We start from the raw sequence: 19,493 nt of genomic DNA, 5'->3' as shown, positions 1-19,493 counted from the left end.
TATGAGAGTTTTAAATCATATTATTACAAAAACAAGAAGAGACTTAATAAAAAGTAAACAAAATTTATTAATTATTATAACTCTATTACTATTCTGTACACTTAGCCTTGGTATTGGATTTATGAAATACAAAGAAAATAAAAGTCAAGTAGATGAATATAGAAAAGAAGTAAGGCAACAATGGGAAAATAGACCAGCGAAACATCCACACAGAATGGCTCATTATGGTTATTTAGTATTTAGAATGAGCCATCCAGTAAGTATTTTTGATAATGGCTTAGATAGTTACCTCGGTAATGTAATATTTCTAGAAGCTCATAAACAAAATACAGCCAATCTTTCAGAAGCTGGAAGTACTGGTGTTTTAGTTCGTTTTGGTTCATTTACAAGTGCTTTTATTTTACAGTGTATTGTTCCTTTAGTTATTTTATTTTTAGGTTTTGGATTAATCGTTCAAGAAAGAGAAAATGCAATATTAAAACTATTAAGTGTTCAAGGGGCTTCAGGGAGAGCCATTCTATGGGGGAAAATTATAGGTATTTGGCAATTTTCATTACTTTTTTTACTTCCTATTTTTCCCTTAATTGTGTTTGTTATATTATTTTCAGATTTTTCGATTTGGCAAGATAGTTTGTTAAGATTAGTATCTATTTTAGTTGCTTATGCTTTATATTATTTTTTTATTTGTTGTATAACGGTTACAATATCAGCAAGAAGCAAAAATTCTTCTTTTGCTTTAACAAGTTTAATTGGTTGTTGGCTGATGATGGTTATTTTTTTACCAAAAGGGATTCAGTTTATAGGTCAAAATATTTATCCAACTCCATCTCGTATTGCATTTGAAACAGAATTAGAAAAAGATATTTTACAAATAGGAGATAGCCATAATCCAGATGATCCTTATTTTAAAAATATTAAAGATTCTCTTTTATCTCATTATAAAGTAAGCGATGTAAATGAACTACCTATTAATTATAGTGGTTTTGTCATGAAAGAAGGAGAGCGAATAAGTTCCACTATTTACAATAAGCATCAAAATGCACTTCAACAAATGTATCATAAACAATTGTTGCTTGTAGATATATCGTCTTTTATTAATCCATTAATAGCAGTTAAAAATTTTTCTATGCTAGCATCAGGAACTGATTTTTTTGCCTACGAAGAATTTCAGAAACAAGCAGAAGAATATCGATACGTTCTTGCACAAAAAATGAATGACTTACAAATAGAACACATTAGTAATATAAAACCAGATAAAGGAGGTCCACCTGCAATTATTTCACAAGATAATTGGAAAAGTTTACCAGATTTTGATTATAAATATGCATCATTTACAAAAGGAATAACAGCAGAATGGATTCCAATTGTAGCAATTTTATTTTGGAGTGTATTCTGTATTGTAATAGTAGAAATAAGTAGTGAAAATTTAAAATTAGTTTAAGATGAAACAGTATTTAATTAAACAATTTTATCGAAATAAAGCTTATTTATTTGGATTATTATTCTTATTTCTAGTAGGATTAATGTCAATTTATACAGGAAAAAAATTCTTAGAAAAGAATGAAGATATTATTATTAAAAGTGAGCACTTTCAGAAGGAGAGTATAGAAAAAAATGTAAAGTATAATAAAGATGATTTAGGATTAATACTATACTATATAAAATTTAATTTTATTAATAACACGCCAAAATTAGCCGCTCTTTCTATTGGAATGAGAGATTTAAATCCTTCTATACATGGTGTAACAATACGAAACTTAGAAGAACAAAGATATGATTCAGATTTTTATAATCCAGCTAATGTAGCTACAGGAAATCTTGATTTTAGTTTTGTTTTGGTTCTTATTTTTCCACTAATTATTATCGCGTTTTGCTATAATATATTATCCGAAGAAGAGGAAAATGGAACATGGAAATTACTTTCTGTTCAAAGTGGTAATTTAGGAAAAATAATTGATTATAAGTTGTTTATTCGTTTTATATCGGTGAGTACTATTTATTTTACTCTATTATTGATTGCTACTTATTGGATAACAATACCTTTTACAGTTAATTATTTTTTATTTATTATTTCAGGTTGGTTATATATTGTTTTCTGGTTTATGCTATGCCGATGGATAATTTTATTTAGAAAAACATCTGCCCAAAATGCACTGATTCTTTTAATCGTTTGGATAGGAATAAATTTTATTGTATCAATGAGCTGTAATATGCTTATACAAAAAATTTATCCTACACAAGAATCATTAGAGGCTGTTATGGCCCAAAGAGAAGGATTTCATAGTAAATGGGATGAACCAAAACAACCTACAATGAATAAATTTTATAAGATTTATCCCCAGTTTAAAAAATATACAATAGATGAAAATGATTCTTTCACTTGGACTTGGTACTATGCAATGCAACAAATGGGAGATTTTGAAGCAACAAATTCTTCAAACAATTATATAGATAAAATCAATCAAAGGAATAAAGTAACTGAATATTTAGGTTATTTCTTTCCACCTATTCATACACAATTAATAGAAACACAATTCGCAGAAACGAATTTGCAGAATAATTTGGCTTACGGAAAAGCTCTTCAAGATTTTCATGAAGAAAAGCGATTATATTTTTATCCATATATTTTTTCTGGTCAAAATGCAGATGCTATAAATTGGGATAAACAAATCATAAAATCTTTTCAAGACAATCAAAAAATAAACTTAGTAAAAGTCTTTTTACCTTATTTATTAATCATCTTTTTATTACTTATTCTTTCGCAAAACAAATATAAAAAACTATGCTAAAAACAATTAATTTACATAAAAAGTACAATGATTTCATAGCTTTAGAATCATTAAATTTAGAAGTGAATAAAGGAGAAATTTTTGCTTTATTAGGACAAAATGGTGCAGGGAAAAGTACAACGATTAATATGTTATTGGGGTTAATAAAACCAACATCAGGCGATGCTTTTATTAATGATATTTCTGTTACCAAAAATCCACAAGAGATAAAAAAGCATTTGGCCTATATTCCAGAAACAGTTTTGCTTTATCCCAATTTAACAGGAATAGAAAATTTAGATTTTTTTTCTAAAATAGCTGGTTTTAATTATGATAAAGAAGAATTAGTTTCGTTTTTAAATAGAACAGGTTTACAAGAAATTGCTCATCATAAACCATTGGGAGGATATTCGAAAGGAATGCGTCAGAAAGTAGGAATAGCAATTGCTTTAGCAAAAGATGCAAAAGTACTTTTATTAGATGAACCTACAAGTGGTTTAGATCCTATTGCAACAGCAGATTTCACAGAATTGGTTCGTCAGTTCGGAAGAGAGGGAAGAACAGTTTTTATGGCAACACATGATATTTTTAATGCAGTAAGTGTGGCTACAAATATTGGAATTATGAAACAAGGTCAGTTAATTCAGAATTTACCATCAAAAACTTTTACTGCAGAAGAGCTACAAGAAATTTATTTAAAAACAATTTAATTCACTATAGTACTGAAAACCTATTCTTTTAGAGTAGGTTTTTAGATTTTAGAAATAGTTAAAAACAATTTATTTTTTTAGAATAAAACTTAAAGTGTTAATTTCGCCTAATATTTAAACAAAATGAATTGGCGTAGACTTTTACTTCCTTTTTCTGGTTTATATTGGATTGGTACTTCGGTCAGAAATATGTTATTTAACATAGGAATCAACCGTTCTGTGAAATTTGATATACCAATTATAAATGTCGGTAATCTATCTGTTGGTGGAACAGGTAAATCACCACATATTATGTACTTAATAGATTTATTGAAAGATCAAAAATTGGTAAGTACATTAAGTAGAGGATATGGTAGAAAAACAAAAGGTTTTTTAATAGCTAATTATTCTACAAAAGTTTTTGATATTGGTGATGAACCAATGCAATTTTTTCAACGTTTCAAGAATAAAATTTTAATTGCCGTTTGTGAAGATAGAGTTTTTGGAGCTCAAAAATTAATAAAACATTATAATGCAGAGACTATTTTGTTGGATGATGCTTATCAACATCGATCAATAAAACCTGGTCTTAATATTATGTTGACAGATTACAATAATTTATATTACAAAGATTTTCTTTTGCCTGCAGGTAATTTACGTGAGAGTAGAAGTGGAGTGAATAGAGCTGATATAGTTATTGTAACTAAATGTCCAGATAGTATTCCTGCAGAAAAATATAATGAGATAAATAAAAAAATAAAATTAAAATCTCATCAGCAATTATTTTTCTCAAAAGTTATTTATGATAATAAGCTAATTGGAAAATTAGATCAGATAGAAAAATCAAGTTGGAGAAATTTGAATATAGTACTTGTTACAGGTATTGCAAATTCATCCAATTTAGTAGACTTTGTGAAAGAAAATTTTGCAAATGTTTTACATTTAGAGTATTCCGATCATCATAATTTTGATCAATCGGAAATAGAGTATATTTACAAACGATACGAAGATACAGAAGGTAGAAAATTATTCAATAAAATTATTCTTACAACTGAGAAAGATTTTATGAGACTAAATGAAGAATCGTTCTTAAAAGATGATTTGTACTACATTCCAATCAGTATCGAATTTAATGATAAAGATAAATTTAATCAAACTATTTTAGAGTATGTTGGACAGAATTAATGAGGCTGCAAAGTATATCAATAATTTGTTACCAGATCAACCAGAATTTGTAATTGTTTTAGGTTCTGGTTTAGGAAAATTAGAAGATGAAGTAGAAAACAAACTTGTTATAAGTTATAAAGATATTCCAAACTTTCCACAAGTAACTGTAGAAGGGCACAAAGGTCATTTAGTATACGGAACTATTTTAGGTAAAAAAGTTCTTATGATGGCTGGTCGTTTTCATTACTACGAAGGTTATTCTATGGAAGAAGTTACTTTCCCTATGAGAGTTTTTAACGGATTAGGAATCAAAAAAGTAATTTTATCTAATGCATCAGGAGGTGTAAATCCTAGCTTCAATGTAGGAGATATTATGTTGGTGAGAGATCATATCAATATGATGCCAGAACATCCATTAAGAGGAAAAAATATTGACGAATTAGGACCTCGTTTTGTTGATATGTCAAAAGCGTATGACAAAGAAATGTTGAACCAAGCTATTGATTTTGCTCAAGCGAATGATATATTAGTTCATCAAGGTGTTTATGTAAGTTTACAAGGACCAACATTCGAAACGCCATCAGAATATGGATTAGTTCGTTTTATTGGTGGTGATGCAGTTGGTATGAGTACAGTACCAGAAGTTATTGTAGCAAGACACATGGATATGAGAGTATTTTGTTTATCAATTATTACAGATTTAGGAGGACCAGAAATTTCTTTTGATGTTTCTCACGAAGATGTATTAAATGCTGCAAATAGCGCAATGCCTAATGTAATTAGAGTTGTAAAAAATGTTTTAGAAAATTGCTAATTTTTTAAACTTCAATTCATATAAAAAGCCAACTATTTTTAGTTGGCTTTTATTTTTTACAAGAATTATATTTATTTTTTATTAATAGTTGGGCAATCCCTTCGGTCGCGCTATCCATTACAATCTTTTTTGATTAATTGCATCGTTAATTTGAAATTTAATCAATCAAAAAAGGATTTTCATTACTATCGCTATTGCAAATACCAAATACTTATTTTTATTAAATAGAATTTTATAAACACTTTGTTTTATTTCAATATAATTCGTTCTCCTTGTTTAGGGAAAATATAATTGATAGAATATGGATTATTGCTTAACAATTCATCTTTTATTTTTTGCTCATAATCTCCTTTAGGTTTTATATGAGTAACAATAATTGTAATTTTTTTTAGATTCTTTTCACCAACCAATTGAGCTAATTTTCCCATTTCTTCATTCATTAACTGAGGAGTTAAATGTCCAAATAAGAATTTTTCTGATTGCGAGTTAGGAAATGAAACTTCAAGCATCAATGTTTTTAATTTCCCAGATTTTATTTTAGGAGCAACTTCAGTCCATATTTTGCTCAACTTATCCGATTTTTCAACTCGATCAGCTCCTGTATCACCAAAGTAAAGAACAGCATTTTTATTGTTCTCAATTAGTATAGCTGAACTTTTTAGAGGATTAACATGGCTTAATTCGTAAACTGTTCCAGTTAAATTTGTATTTTGTATAGGAAAAGTTTCTGCTATTTTTGCATAGTTATATTGGTATTTATTCAAGATAGGACTTTCACCTTCATTACCAAAATTTGCCCAAGCAGTATTTGTAAAGTATTTATTTTTTAATACATCGATTGTTTCTGTTATTGCATAAATTGGTTTCTGAGAATCCTCTGGAGAATTGATTACCATTCCAGCCAAATGATCCATATGACCATGAGAAATAAAATATCCTTTAATATTTTCTTTCAAAACATTTTCTAATGTTTTATCCTTGAATGTACCTTTTTCAATAGCTTTGTTTATTCCACTATAAATTGTTCCAGCATCTAATGCTAAGTAATTGTTTGTATTTTCTTCGGCGATAAGGTATGAAGAAAGGTTACTTTCATTACTTCCTCCATAAACGCCCAATGGAATAATTTCTAAATTCTGAGCAAAAGAGGCTATAGAAAGCCCAAAACATATATTGAATAAGTATTTTTTCATGTGTATAAATTTTTACAAAAATACAATTGATTTACTTTTTTAAGGACAATTATGTTACTTCTTTCTAAAATCTTTATTAATTTCACGAAGATATAATTAACACATAGAGATCACTTCGGATGAATTTAAATTTAACAAGAAAGAAAAAATTAAAAAATTACGCTCTACAATTACTTACAAACAAAGCAACTTACGCACTTGCGCTTGCCATGTTTTCTACAAATGTTGAAGCTCAAAAAAAACCTTTAGATTTAACTGTTTTTGATGAATGGCAAGCAATTGGGATGAAAGAATTGTCTAATAATGGCAATTGGGTTGCTTACCAAGTTGATGCACAGGAAAGTGATAATTCATTAAATTTTTATGGATTAAAAACAGATAAAAATTTTAATTTCCACCGAGGAGAGCAAGGAACATTTACTTCGGATTCTAAATTTGCTATTTTCAAAATTAGACCATTCTACAAAGATTTAAAATTAGTTAGAATTAAAAAGAAGAAAGAGAATGAAATTGCAAAAGATTCTATTGGTATTTTAAATCTTACAACAAATAAAGTTGAAAAATTACCAAATATTAAGTCATTCAAAGTACCTAAAAAGGGAGGCTCTTTTTTAGCTTATTTACTAGAAAAAGAAGAAGTTAAAAAAGATAAATCTGATACAACTAAAATAGCACAAAAATCTTCATCTAAAGGGAAAAAAGATAAAAAAGATAAACCTTTGGAATTGGTTTTAAGAAATTTGATTTCTGGTCAAAAAAAATCATTTAAAAATGTAATGAATTATGAGTTTAGTGAAAATGGGAAACAATTAATTTTCTCAACTAAACCAGAGAAAAAAGATTCATTAGATAAGACTAAATATGGTGTTTTTATAGTTAATACATCCAATTTTATTCAAAAACAATTAGTTGATACGATAGGAGAGTTCAAACAATTTGCATTTGATGATTCTGCGAATAAATTAGCTTTTGTAGGTTCTACAGATGACGAGAAAAAGGAAAATAAAAATTATTTTTTATATTATTCAGCAATCCCGTCTCAACAAGATGTGAAAAAAACTGATCTTGTAGGATTGAGAAAAGATTGGTTTGTATCTGAAAATGAACAACCGAAATTTAGTAAAAATGAAAATTTCTTATTTTTTGGAACGGCTCCAAAACTTGCAGAAAAAGATACTACATTGATTGCAGATGATCATGCTAAGGTTGATATCTGGACTTATAAAGATGATTTTATTCAACCTCAGCAATTGAAGAATGTTGAGAGAGAAAACAAAAGATCTTATTTAGCTGTTTTGGATTTAAAATCTCAAAAATTTACTCAGTTAGCAAATTTTGATATGAATGTTGTGAAAATTCTTAATGAGGGTGATTCTGATTATGCTTTAGGAATTTCTGATAATTTATATAGACTTTCTTCTACATGGGACGCAACAAGAAGAAAAGATTATTACATTATTAATATAAAAACAGGAGAAAGACAACTTTTAGTTAAAGGACTTGCTGGCGATGTAGAAACTTCACCTAATGGTAAATATATTGTTTATTTTAACGAAGAAACTGCTTTGTGGTCAAGCTATAATATATTGACTAAAGAAACCAAAGTTTTAAATAAAAAGTTGAAAGTCAAATTTTATGATGAAGAAAATGATTCTCCAACATTAGCTTCAGCTTATGGAATTGCTTATTTTACTGATAACGATAATACTGTTTTAATCAAAGATCGCTACGATATTTGGGAGTTTGATTTAGAAGGAAACAACAAACCTGAAAATGTAACAAATGGTTTTGGTAGAAAAAACAAAATAACATTTAGTCTTAAACAACAGAATGAAGATATAAAAACATTGAACAGAGAAATTCCAATTTTCTTGGGAGCATTTAATAACCAAAATAAACAATCAGGAATTTATAAAACAATTATAGCAAAGTCTAAAAATCCTGAATATGTTATAATGTCTGATACTTGGGGAACTCAGAATTCAGCAAAAGCATTAAATGCAGATGAATATATCTATACAAAAGAATCTTTTCAAAATTCACCTGATGTTTATGTAACAACTAATTTTGTAGATGAGAAGAAGATTTCATCAATCAATCCACAACAAAAAGAGTATTCTTGGGGAAAAGGAGAATTAGTAAATTGGAAAACTTATTCTGGAAAAGATGCGACAGGAGTTGTATATAAACCAGAAAATTTTGATCCAAATAAAAAGTACCCAGTTATTGTTTATTTTTATGAAAAATTATCCGATAATTTAAATCGTTATCAAGCTCCAGCACCAACACCATCTCGTATTAATCATACATTTTTTGTAAGTAATGATTATATCGTTTTTACTCCAGATATTTCTTATACAATTGGTCATCCAGGTAAATCTGCTGAAGATTATATTAACTCAGGAGTAGATGCTTTGAAGAAAAATTCTTGGATTAATGGTAAAAAAATTGCAATACAAGGACAAAGTTGGGGAGGATATCAAGTAGCACATTTAATTACTGCAACAAATATGTATGCTGCAGCATGGACAGGAGCTCCTGTTGTTAATATGACTTCGGCTTATGGTGGTATTCGTTGGGGAACAGGAATGAGTAGACAATTCCAATACGAACAAACACAAAGTAGAATAGGAAAAACATTATGGGATGCTCCAGAATTATACATCGAAAATTCACCATTGTTCAATATGCCAAAGGTCGAAACACCAGTTGTTATAATGCATAATGATGAAGACGGAGCTGTTCCTTGGTATCAAGGAATTGAAATGTTTATGGCATTGAGACGTTTAGGTAAACCAGCTTGGTTATTAAATTATAATGGAGATGATCATAATTTGAAAAACAGAGCAAATAAAAATGATATACAAAGACGTCAACAACAATTTTTTGATCATTTTTTAAAGGATAAACCTGCTCCTAAATGGATGAAAGAAGGTGTTCCTGCAACAATGAAAGGAATTGATTGGGGATTTGATTTAGAAAAATAAAAATTTTTAATTATGGATTTGGATAATCGGCAAATAGTTTACATTCATGGTCTTTATAGCTCAAAGAATTCTAAAAAATTTAGAGCAATAACCAAAAATTTTCCTACAGCAATTTGTGTTGAATGGAAAGTTGAAGATAATATATTTGAGATTATCCAAAATTCATATAATTTATTAAAAGGTGAGATAAAAAATCTTGTTTTAATAGGAAGTTCTACTGGTGGAAATTTTGCATGGCAATTACAAAAAAAACTATTGGAAAACGGAAAATCAAGCCAACTTATTCTATTGAATCCTTTAATAGATATTACTTTCAAATTCTTAGATGATTTTCCATCTCAATTAAACTCATATTTAGTCCCTATGAATATTTTTGTAAATACAAAAGTGTTTTTGGGAATGAAAGATAAGGTTTTAGATGCCTATAAATTAAAAAAGTTCTTTGAAATTCAACAGAAATCTTTTATAAATCAAATAGATATTATAGAGGTTGAAGATAATCATCGATTTGATAATTTTGAATCTTTACTATTATTGATATAGTTTTTCAAATTCAATAATTATTTTTTTTCAAAGAAATACACGAAATTTGTAATCTTATTCATAAGATTATGACAAAACCACAAAGAATATTTGATTTACCTAGTTTTCAAGAAAAAAATACTCCAGGGATAAATATATTTAATTTTAAGGAGAATAATAAATGGATAGGTATTTCTACAACAGATTTCATACAACGGGTAAATAATATTTCTAAAGGTTTAATTGCTTATGGTATTAAACCAAATGATAAAGTAGCTTTAATCAGTGAAAATAGATTAGAATGGAATCTAATTGATTTTGCAATACAGCAAGTAGGTGCTGTAGTTGTAGCTATTTATCCTAATATTTCTGATAACGATTATGAATTTATTCTTAATGATGCTGAGGTAAAACTTTGTTTTGTTAGTAATGATTTTCTTTATCAACGTTTATTAGGAATTAATAATAAATTGAATACCGTAGAGAAGGTTTATACGTTTAATACATATTCTCATATTCCGAATTGGGTAGAATTAATCTCTAAAGGTTTAGATATTTCTGATGAAATTCTACAACAAATTAAAGATAATGTAAAAACAACAGATCTTGCAACTTTAATTTATACTTCAGGAACAACAGGAAATCCAAAAGGAGTAATGCTTACACACGAGAATATGTTAGCAGATGTATTTAGTTCAGAATATTCTTTTCCTGTTCAGGCAAGAGATAGAGCATTGTCCTTTCTACCTGCTTGTCATGCTTACGAAAGAGTTTTTCATTATGTATATATCTTGATGGGATTACCTATTTATTTTGCACAATCTATGGATACTATAGGTATGGATATGAAGGAAATAAAACCTCAAATATTTTCTGCTGTTCCTCGTGTTTTAGAAAAAGTATATGATAGAATAATGTCTAAGGGGGATGAACTAAAAGGTATAAAAAGAAAATTATTTTATTGGGCAATTTCTTTAGGTGAAAATTATGATTTAGATCAAACAAAATTATCTACTTGGTATAAAATACAATTATCTATTGCTAGAAAGTTAATTTTTTCGAAGTGGAAAGATGCGATGGGAGGACAGGTAAAAGGAATTGCTTCTGGTAGTGCAACTTTACAAAAACGATTGTTAAAATTGTATTTAGCCGCTGGAATTCCAATTTATGAAGGATATGGATTAACTGAAGCTGGACCATGTATTTCTGTGAATTGTATTAAAAGAGGAATGAATATCGGTTCTGTAGGCATCCCATTAGTTGGTATTGAAGTTAAATTAGCCGAGGATGGAGAGATTTTAGCTAAAGGAAAAAACATAATGAAAGGTTATTATAAAAATCCCGAAGCAACTGCAGAAGTTCTTAAAGATGGTTGGTTACATACAGGCGATATTGGAGAATGGGTTGATAATAAATTTCTTAAAATTATTGATCGCAAAAAAGAAATGTTTAAAACATCAGGAGGTAAATATATTGTTCCTCAGCAAATTGAAAAAACAATTTCAGAATCTGATTTAATTGAACAAATCATGGTTGTTGGTGAAGGTAGAAAATTCCCTTCGGCACTAATAATTCCTTCTTATGATAATTGCTTAGATTGGGCAAAAAATAATGAATCTTCAATAGTAAATTTACCAAAAGAAGAATTTTTAATTCATCCTAAGGTAAAAGATTTAATTGAAATTGAATTGAATAGATTGAACGTAAATTTCGGGAATTGGGAAAAAATAAAGAAATTTGCAATTCTACCAAATGAATTTACAATAGAAACAGGAGAATTAACTCCAACTCTTAAAATGAAAAGGAAAATCATTTTAGAAAAATATAAACAACAAATCGAAGATATTTATAATTAATTGTAATCCCTCATTTTTTAATAAATGAGGGAATTATATTATTATTACAATTTTTAAAATAACTTTTAGTTATCTACCATAAATCATATAAATTAATAATGCATCCTAATAGTTCACTTCGACTTTTTGATTTAGCAAAAAGACAATTAGAAATTTATCCAGATTTACCAATGTTTGTTTCAAAAACTAATGGTGAATGGCAAGGAATTACAACCAAAGTTTTTTTAGATCATGTCAATGAAATATCTAAAGGATTAATAGCTTGTGGAGTAAAAGCTGGAGATAAAGTCGCATTAATTTCAGAAAATCGTGTTGAATGGAATATGATCGATTTTGCTGTACAGCAAATAGGAGGTGTAATGGTAGCCATCTATCCTAATATTTCAGATAACGATTATCAATATATTTTTAATGATGCATCTATAAAATTATGTTTTGTAAGTAATATAGATTTATATACCCGTTTGGATGCCTTAAGAGATAAGCTTCCAACATTAGAATATTTATTTTCTATTAACAAGTATGATAATGTTCAAAATTGGCAAATTTTAATTGATAGAGGACAGTCTATATCTCAAACAAAAATCGATGAGTGTTCAGCTAAAGTGACTAACGAAGATTTAGCGATGCTTATCTATACTTCAGGAACAACAGGAAATCCAAAAGGAGTTATGTTGACTCATAAAAATGTGATAAGTGATGTTGTTGCTTGTGAATATTCTACGCCATTAGAACCTTATCACAGAGCATTAACTTTTTTACCAGCTTGTCATGCCTACGAAAGAACATTACAGTATTTGTATATTTATATGGGACTTTCTATATATTTTGCAGAATCTACAGATAAAATAGGCGAGAATTTAAAAGAGATTAAGCCTCATATTATGACGGCTGTTCCTCGAGTGATTGAGAAAGTGTACGAGAAAATTATGGAAAAAGGTTCTCATTTATCAGGATTTAAAAATAAACTTTTTCATTGGGCTGTAAGAATAGGCGAGCAATATGATTTGGATGAAAATAAATTATCATTCATTTATAAATTAAAATTAGCCGTTGCTCGTAAATTAATTCTACAGCGTTGGTATGAAGGTTTAGGAGGAGAATTAATAGCAATTGTAACAGGTAGTGCAGGAATTCAAGAGAAAATAGTTAGAACTTTTTTAGCTGCCGAAATACCAATTTACGAAGGTTATGGATTAACAGAAGCTTCACCAGTTGTTGCAGTTAATTGTTTCAAAAGAGGTAAGAAAATAGGAACAGTTGGGCCACCACTGAATGGAGTTGAGGTAAAACTTGCAGATGATGGAGAAATATTAGTTCATGGTGATATTGTAATGAAAGGATATTATAATAATCCAGAAGCAACAGCTGAGGTTTTAAAAAATGGTTGGTTATATACTGGTGATATTGGAGAATGGATTGATGGTAAGTATTTAAAAATTATCGATCGTAAAAAAGAAATGTTTAAAACTTCTGGTGGTAAATATGTTGTTCCTCAGCAAATAGAAAATAAAATGATGGAATCCCCATTTATTTCTCAATTCATAGTTGTTGGTGAAGGTGAAAAATTTCCAGGTGCATTTGTAGTTCCAAATTATCAGAATTTACTAAAATGGTCAAAAGATAATAATAAAGGAATTGATGGGTTATCATTTGAAGAATTTCAAAAAAACAATTTAGTGAAAGAAAAAATTGAAGATGAAATTAATAGAATAAATATAAATTTTGGACATTGGGAGCAAATTAAAAAAATTGCAATTATTCCTACAGAATTATCAATAGAATCAGGAGAATTAACTCCAACACTGAAATATAAACGCAAAGTTATTTTAGAAAAATATAAAAAACAATATCAAGAAATTTACGGATAATATTATCATATTTATAGCTTATTGTTGTAAAATAATAAATCTATTCTGTTCTTATTAAAATAATCAACATTTATATAAATAAATTGTAAAATCATTTATAAGTTTGACGTTATAATATAATAATTACTTAGAATGAATTCGAATTTATCATATTCAAGTGGTGCATCTAATTATCCTCTTCTTGGAGAAACTATAGGTGAGAATTTGAAAAATACTGTTGCTAAATTTCCTCAAAGAGAAGCTTTAGTTTGTGTAGAGCAAAATTATAGAGTAACTTATACAGAGTTTTATCATCAAACAGGAATGGTTGCAAAATCTCTTTTGTCAATTGGTCTTAAAAAAGGTGATAGAGTAGGTATTTGGGCACCAAATAGAGCTGAATGGGTACTTTTGCAATATGCTACCGCTCGTGTAGGAATTATTTTAGTTAATCTAAATCCAGCTTATAGAGAAAGTGAATTAGAATTTGTTTTACAACAAGCAGAAATATCAGCAGTTTTTGCTTCGCTTCAATTTAAAACTAGCGAATATAAAAAAATGTTGAATAATGTAAAACCAAATTCAAAAACATTAGAACATGTTATTATTTTTGAAGAAGATTGGGATAATTTTTTACAATTAGGAGATGATATAACAACTTCAGAATTACAACAAGTAGAGCAATCAATACAGTTTGATGACGCAGTTAATATTCAATATACTTCTGGAACAACAGGTTTTCCTAAAGGAGTAACTTTAACTCATCATAATTTATTGAATAATGGCTTCTTTATAGGTATTAGACTTAATTATTCAAGTAAAGATAGAGTATGTATTCCTGTTCCATTTTATCACTGTTTTGGAATGGTAATAGGAAATTTAGCATGTACATCTCATGGTGCTTGTATGGTTATTCCTTCCTCTAGTTTTGATCCTTCATTAACTTTAAATGCAGTTGAAACAGAAAAATGCACTTCTTTATACGGTGTTCCTACAATGTTCATCGCTGAATTAGACTTACCCAATTTTGATCGTTTTGATTTATCTTCTTTAAGAACAGGTGTAATGGCAGGATCTCCTTGTCCGATTGAAATCATGAAAAAAGTTCAATCAAAAATGAATATGACTGAAGTTTCTATCTGTTATGGAATGACAGAAACATCTCCTGTTTCTACACAAACAATTATTGGAACTCCTTTAGATAAACAAGTGTCAACTGTAGGAACTGTTCAAGATCATCTTGAATTAAAAATTATTGATCCTGTTACGGGAGACATTGTACCGAGAGGAATTGCAGGGGAGTTTTGTACTAGAGGATATTCTGTTATGCAAAAATATTGGAATAATCCTGAAGCAACAGCTAAGGTTATTGATGAAAATAATTGGTTGCATTCTGGTGATTTAGCAACTATGGATTCTGAAGGGTATATTAATATAACAGGAAGAATTAAAGATATTATAATTCGTGGAGGAGAAAATATCTCTCCAAAAGAAATTGAAGATTTTTTATATAAAAATGAATCAATTTCTGATGTTCAAGTTATAGGTGTTCCAAGTATAAAATTTGGAGAAGAAGTTATGGCTTGGGTAAAAACAAAAGATGGTGTTTCTATAACAGAAGATGATTTAAAAGAATATTGCTTATCTATTGCGCATTTTAAAAGACCAAAATATTGGAAATTTGTTAGTGAATTTCCGATGACTATTTCTGGTAAAGTAAGAAAAGTGGAGATGAGAGAAATATCAATTAAAGAATTAGGCTTAGAAATTGCACAGAAAGTAAAAACATCCTAATCTTATTAAATATTTTAGATAAAAAAACGATTCAATAAATTATAAAAAGTATCTTTGAATCTATTTTAATTAAACTTAATAAAGCAATCTAACTAATGTCAAATATATTATTAATTGAAGACGAACAGGCAATACGTAACGTCTTAAAAAGCATTTTAATGGACGAAAATCCAAAGTGGAATGTTGATGAGGCAGAAAATGGATTAGTAGGTCTTGAAAAAATAAAAGAAAAAGAATACGATCTTATTATAAGTGATATAAAAATGCCTAAAAAAGACGGAATGGAAGTTTTGTCTGAAGCAATGGCATATAATCCTGATTTAACAATCGTTATGATTACTGGTCATGGTGATGTTGATTTAGCTGTTGATGCAATAAAAAAAGGAGCTTATGATTTTATTTCTAAGCCACCAGATTTAAATAAGTTATTAACTACGGTAAGAAATGCATTAGATAGAAAGTCTTTAATATCTTCAAACAAAGAATTAAAAAGCGAAAATAAAGCTCTAAAAAATAAAGTAGCTAAAAAATATGAAATGATTGGTGAATCTGAAGGGATTTCACAAGTTAAAGACATTATAGATAAAGTTGCTGATACTGATGCAAGAGTTTTAATTCTTGGTCCAAATGGAACAGGAAAAGAACTTGTAGCTCATCATTTACACGAAAAAAGTTCTCGTAATGTGAAACCTTTGGTAGAAGTTAACTGTGCTGCAATTCCGGCTGAATTGATAGAAAGTGAATTATTTGGGCATGTGAAAGGGTCTTTTACAGGAGCTGTGAAAGATAAACAAGGTAAGTTTGAATTAGCTAATGAAGGAACTATTTTCTTAGATGAAATTGGAGATATGAGCCTTTCTGCTCAAGCTAAAGTTTTACGTGCTTTACAAGAAGGAAAAGTTTCACCAGTTGGATCAGAAAAAGAAATTGATGTTAATGTTCGAGTTATTGCTGCTACAAATAAAGATTTAAGAACAGAAATAAATGAAGGTAGATTTCGTGAGGATTTGTATCATCGTTTAGCTGTAATTATTATTAATGTACCTGGATTGAATGATAGAAGAGATGATATTCCAGCTTTAGTGGAGCATTTTGTTTCAGAAAATTCTATTAATAAATCTTTTGATAAATCAGCTTATGAAGCATTAAAAGAATTAGATTGGACTGGAAATATTCGTGAATTAAGAAATGTTGTAGAACGTCTTCTTATTTTGGGAGATAATCCTGTTACTAAAAAAGATGTAGATCAGTTTGTGAAAAAATAAAACTAAGTCTTAAAATGAGAAACTTATATATATTGTTTATTACGGTTGCTTTATTTTCATGCAAAACTAAAAACGAAGTAGTTGATAAGAGCTCGGATGTTCTTTCTCATGAAGATGTAGTTTCATTAGAAAAAACATCATTATTTTCTAATGAAGCACTTGTCTATGAAGGGACTTTTGAAGGAAAATATTTTGGAGATAAAGTTGTTTTGAAATTAGCAGATACAAAATTTACAATAGACTATAAAAATAAGACTTATGATGGTGATTTATTTAAAAAAGAAGATGGTTCTTTAATGGAGATTGATGCTAAAAAGAAATTGCCATTTCAATTTTTTCGTTGGTCAGATAATACCGAAATAATGATTCTAAATGAAGATGGAACAGCAGATGAGAATGGAGAAAATTATTTAACAAGAATTTCTAACTAAATACAAAATGAAATATAATATAAGTTTATTTGTAATTTTTTCTATTCTATTTATTGGTTGTAATTCTTTTAATAAAAAGAAAGATAAACAAGAATTGGCAGAACATTTTTTCGAAAATTATGCATCAAGGAAAGATTATAAGAAAATGTTATCTTATTACAATGATAGTATCATTTACGAAAATGCTACACAATCTTCAGGAGAAGCAGTTGTTGATCCAAGATATCTTTTGAATGATATTATTCGTTGGGATGACAAAACAATGGAATATAAGAATAATAAAATGTTAGAAGTTAAAGAATTGTTTTCTAATGATTCTATAATTATTGCTAATGGAGAATTTTCTGAATATTCTTATAATGGACAAAAATTTGCTCCAATGAAATTTACTACTTATTTATATTTAGATAAAAATTCTAAAATAAAAAAACAAGTAGATTGGTTTAATTATCCAATAGAAGACATAATAGAATTATATCAATTGCAACAAAATCAACAAAAATTGAAATTAGATAAATAATAATTCTATAAAAAATAAAAAAGGTTGTTTTAAAACAACCTTTTTTATTTTTTACTTTTTTGTAATAGAAACTAATCTAGAGTCTTCTTTACAAACATCAAATGTAAAGTCATAATTTTTAGAATTATCTTTACTTTCGTAGCTCGCTACATATTCTCTACAAGGAACTTGATCTTTTTTAGATTTACTGAAGTCTATTTTACTTCTTTTAAATAATTCTTTTTTTAAGAAAATAGTATCTAATTTTTCAGCATTCAAAAATGCTTGTGCTTCATCAGATATAGACAATTTTTTTGAATAAGCTTCATCTAAAACTCTTGCGTTAGGGAAATAATTACAAGAAAAGGCTCTTGGTCCAAATGCCATTGCAACGAAAACCATTCCTATTCCAACTCCTAACAAAAACTTCATAAATCTTTGTGTGAACGTCATATAATCAATAAATTAATGTCGTGAAATGGTAAATCAAACCAATCACATAAATTCTTTTTTACTACTCTACCTTTGTACAAATATACACCATTTCTCACAGTTTTATTTGTTTGTACCATATTTGTAAACCCAGATTCTTCAGAAATTTCTAAGAGATAAGATAAAAAATAATTACTCAATGCTTTAGTAGATGTTCGAGCAACACGAGAAGTTATATTTGATACAGCATAATGTATTACATCATTTTTAATAATAATTGGAGCATGATGCGTTGTGACTTCTGAAGTTTCAAAACAACCACCTTGATCTATACTTACATCTATAATAACTGCTCCAGGTTTCATTTTTGATACCATATTTTCAGTAACTACACATGGGGTTCTTGATTCACCTCTAAGAGCACCAATGGCTAAATCACATCTTCGTAAGGCTTTTCCTAATTCTTTTGGATCTATTGTAGAAGTAGAAACACGTTGACCAATATTTTGTTGTAAACGTCTTAATCTTGTGAGAGAGTTATCAAATACACGAACGGAAGCACCAAGTCCTAAAGCAGTTCTTGTTGCATTTTCTGCAACAGTTCCTGCTCCAAGAATAACAACTTCAGTAGGTCTTACACCAGTAACACCACCCATTAAAATACCATTTCCACCGTTAGCAGAAGACATTAATTCACTAGCTACAAGAATAGCTGTTGTTCCAGCTATTTCACTTAATAAGCGAACTACAGGAAGATGATTTTGCTCATCTCTTATAAACTCAAAACCAACAGCATTAATACGTTTCTGAATTAATTTTAGAAAATATTCTCTTTTTAATGTATTTGCTGGTACAGAGGAAATTATGAGAGCATTAGGTTTAATCCATTCTATTTCTTCAAAAGTTAGTGGACCAACTTTTAATACTACAGGTTTTTCAAAAACAGCTTGAGTATTGTAAGTAATATTAGCTCCAACTTCCGAGTATTCTTTATCAGTATAATTTGCACCTTCTCCAGCGCCAGTTTCTATAGTAACAGAATGTCCTCTGTTTACAAGAATTTCTACGGCATCTGGAGAAAGACAAATTCGTTTTTCTTGATTATTTGTTTCTTTAGGAATTCCAATATCAAATCGTTCTTTTTTTCGAGGAATTTCTAATCGCTCTGTTTGAGTTAATAATTCTTCTTGAGAAAAAGGCGTATAAATATTTTTTCCATCCATAAT

Annotated in this window: 16 protein-coding genes; 13 read left to right on the top strand and 3 right to left on the bottom strand. The window is 28.5% G+C overall.

Annotation, left to right across the window (positions count from 1 at the left end):
• The first annotated feature begins 1 nt into the window (after window position 1).
• From RT575_RS11250 to RT575_RS11230, 5 genes are all read left to right on the top strand, one after another.
• Window positions 2-1,441 carry a DUF3526 domain-containing protein gene (locus RT575_RS11250; protein ID WP_313580898.1) on the top strand — a complete coding sequence of 480 codons (1,440 nt, stop codon included), beginning with the start codon at window positions 2-4 and terminating at the stop codon, window positions 1,439-1,441.
• A gap of 1 nt (window position 1,442) precedes the next feature.
• On the top strand, window positions 1,443-2,789 hold the full coding sequence (locus RT575_RS11245; protein ID WP_313580896.1) for a DUF3526 domain-containing protein: 1,347 nt from the start codon (window positions 1,443-1,445) through the stop codon (window positions 2,787-2,789).
• On the top strand, window positions 2,783-3,478 hold the full coding sequence (locus RT575_RS11240) for an ABC transporter ATP-binding protein (RefSeq protein ID WP_313374220.1): 696 nt from the start codon (window positions 2,783-2,785) through the stop codon (window positions 3,476-3,478). Before RT575_RS11245 ends, RT575_RS11240 begins: the two co-directional genes overlap by 7 nt.
• Before the next feature lie 123 nt (window positions 3,479-3,601).
• Complete coding sequence (lpxK, locus tag RT575_RS11235; RefSeq protein ID WP_313580894.1) at window positions 3,602-4,642, top strand: tetraacyldisaccharide 4'-kinase; 1,041 nt, start codon at window positions 3,602-3,604, stop codon at window positions 4,640-4,642.
• Window positions 4,626-5,438: a purine-nucleoside phosphorylase gene (locus RT575_RS11230; RefSeq protein ID WP_313374225.1), complete on the top strand. Its 813-nt coding sequence runs from the start codon at window positions 4,626-4,628 to the stop codon at window positions 5,436-5,438. The genes lpxK and RT575_RS11230 overlap by 17 nt, the downstream gene beginning before the upstream one ends.
• Before the next feature lie 248 nt (window positions 5,439-5,686).
• Here the strand turns inward: RT575_RS11230 and RT575_RS11225 are convergent, their stop codons facing one another.
• The gene (locus tag RT575_RS11225) at window positions 5,687-6,631 is read right to left on the bottom strand and encodes a 3',5'-cyclic-nucleotide phosphodiesterase (protein ID WP_313580892.1); all 945 of its coding nucleotides are present in this window, start codon (window positions 6,629-6,631) and stop codon (window positions 5,687-5,689) included.
• A gap of 119 nt (window positions 6,632-6,750) precedes the next feature.
• Between RT575_RS11225 and cas8a1 the strand changes: the two genes are divergently transcribed.
• The 8 genes from cas8a1 to RT575_RS11185 all read left to right on the top strand — a co-directional run bounded on the left by cas8a1 (window position 6,751) and on the right by RT575_RS11185 (window position 17,856).
• The gene (gene cas8a1, locus RT575_RS11220; RefSeq protein WP_313580890.1) at window positions 6,751-9,618 is read left to right on the top strand and encodes a type I-B CRISPR-associated protein Cas8b1/Cst1; all 2,868 of its coding nucleotides are present in this window, start codon (window positions 6,751-6,753) and stop codon (window positions 9,616-9,618) included.
• Between the two features lie 12 nt (window positions 9,619-9,630).
• Window positions 9,631-10,161 carry a YqiA/YcfP family alpha/beta fold hydrolase gene (locus RT575_RS11215; RefSeq protein ID WP_313580888.1) on the top strand — a complete coding sequence of 177 codons (531 nt, stop codon included), beginning with the start codon at window positions 9,631-9,633 and terminating at the stop codon, window positions 10,159-10,161.
• Between the two features lie 68 nt (window positions 10,162-10,229).
• Window positions 10,230-11,996 carry a long-chain fatty acid--CoA ligase gene (locus RT575_RS11210; protein ID WP_313580886.1) on the top strand — a complete coding sequence of 589 codons (1,767 nt, stop codon included), beginning with the start codon at window positions 10,230-10,232 and terminating at the stop codon, window positions 11,994-11,996.
• Window positions 11,997-12,094: 98 nt separating this feature from the next.
• Window positions 12,095-13,867 (top strand): long-chain fatty acid--CoA ligase, encoded by a 1,773-nt coding sequence (locus RT575_RS11205; protein WP_313580885.1) that lies wholly within the window; start codon window positions 12,095-12,097, stop codon window positions 13,865-13,867.
• A 132-nt stretch (window positions 13,868-13,999) separates the two neighbouring features.
• Window positions 14,000-15,640, top strand: a complete 1,641-nt coding sequence (locus RT575_RS11200; protein ID WP_313386621.1) for an AMP-binding protein — start codon at window positions 14,000-14,002, stop codon at window positions 15,638-15,640.
• 95 nt (window positions 15,641-15,735) lie between these two features.
• On the top strand, window positions 15,736-16,905 hold the full coding sequence (locus tag RT575_RS11195; RefSeq protein ID WP_313386622.1) for a sigma-54 dependent transcriptional regulator: 1,170 nt from the start codon (window positions 15,736-15,738) through the stop codon (window positions 16,903-16,905).
• A 14-nt stretch (window positions 16,906-16,919) separates the two neighbouring features.
• A complete protein-coding gene (locus RT575_RS11190; protein ID WP_313386623.1) occupies window positions 16,920-17,336 on the top strand; it encodes a hypothetical protein in 417 nt (138 codons plus the stop codon).
• Between the two features lie 7 nt (window positions 17,337-17,343).
• Window positions 17,344-17,856, top strand: a complete 513-nt coding sequence (locus RT575_RS11185; protein WP_313580882.1) for a hypothetical protein — start codon at window positions 17,344-17,346, stop codon at window positions 17,854-17,856.
• Window positions 17,857-17,907: 51 nt separating this feature from the next.
• Here the strand turns inward: RT575_RS11185 and RT575_RS11180 are convergent, their stop codons facing one another.
• Window positions 17,908-18,267 carry a hypothetical protein gene (locus tag RT575_RS11180; protein ID WP_313386625.1) on the bottom strand — a complete coding sequence of 120 codons (360 nt, stop codon included), beginning with the start codon at window positions 18,265-18,267 and terminating at the stop codon, window positions 17,908-17,910.
• A gap of 17 nt (window positions 18,268-18,284) precedes the next feature.
• On the bottom strand, window positions 18,285-19,490 hold the full coding sequence (locus tag RT575_RS11175) for an alanine dehydrogenase (RefSeq protein ID WP_313580880.1): 1,206 nt from the start codon (window positions 19,488-19,490) through the stop codon (window positions 18,285-18,287).
• Window positions 19,491-19,493 lie beyond the last annotated feature (3 nt).

Source organism: Chishuiella sp. (genome assembly GCF_032109125.1).
In the GTDB taxonomy this organism is placed as follows: Bacteria; Bacteroidota; Bacteroidia; order Flavobacteriales; family Weeksellaceae; genus Empedobacter.
Note: the sequence above shows the minus strand (reverse complement) of the source record. Positions and strands in the feature narration are given on the sequence as shown.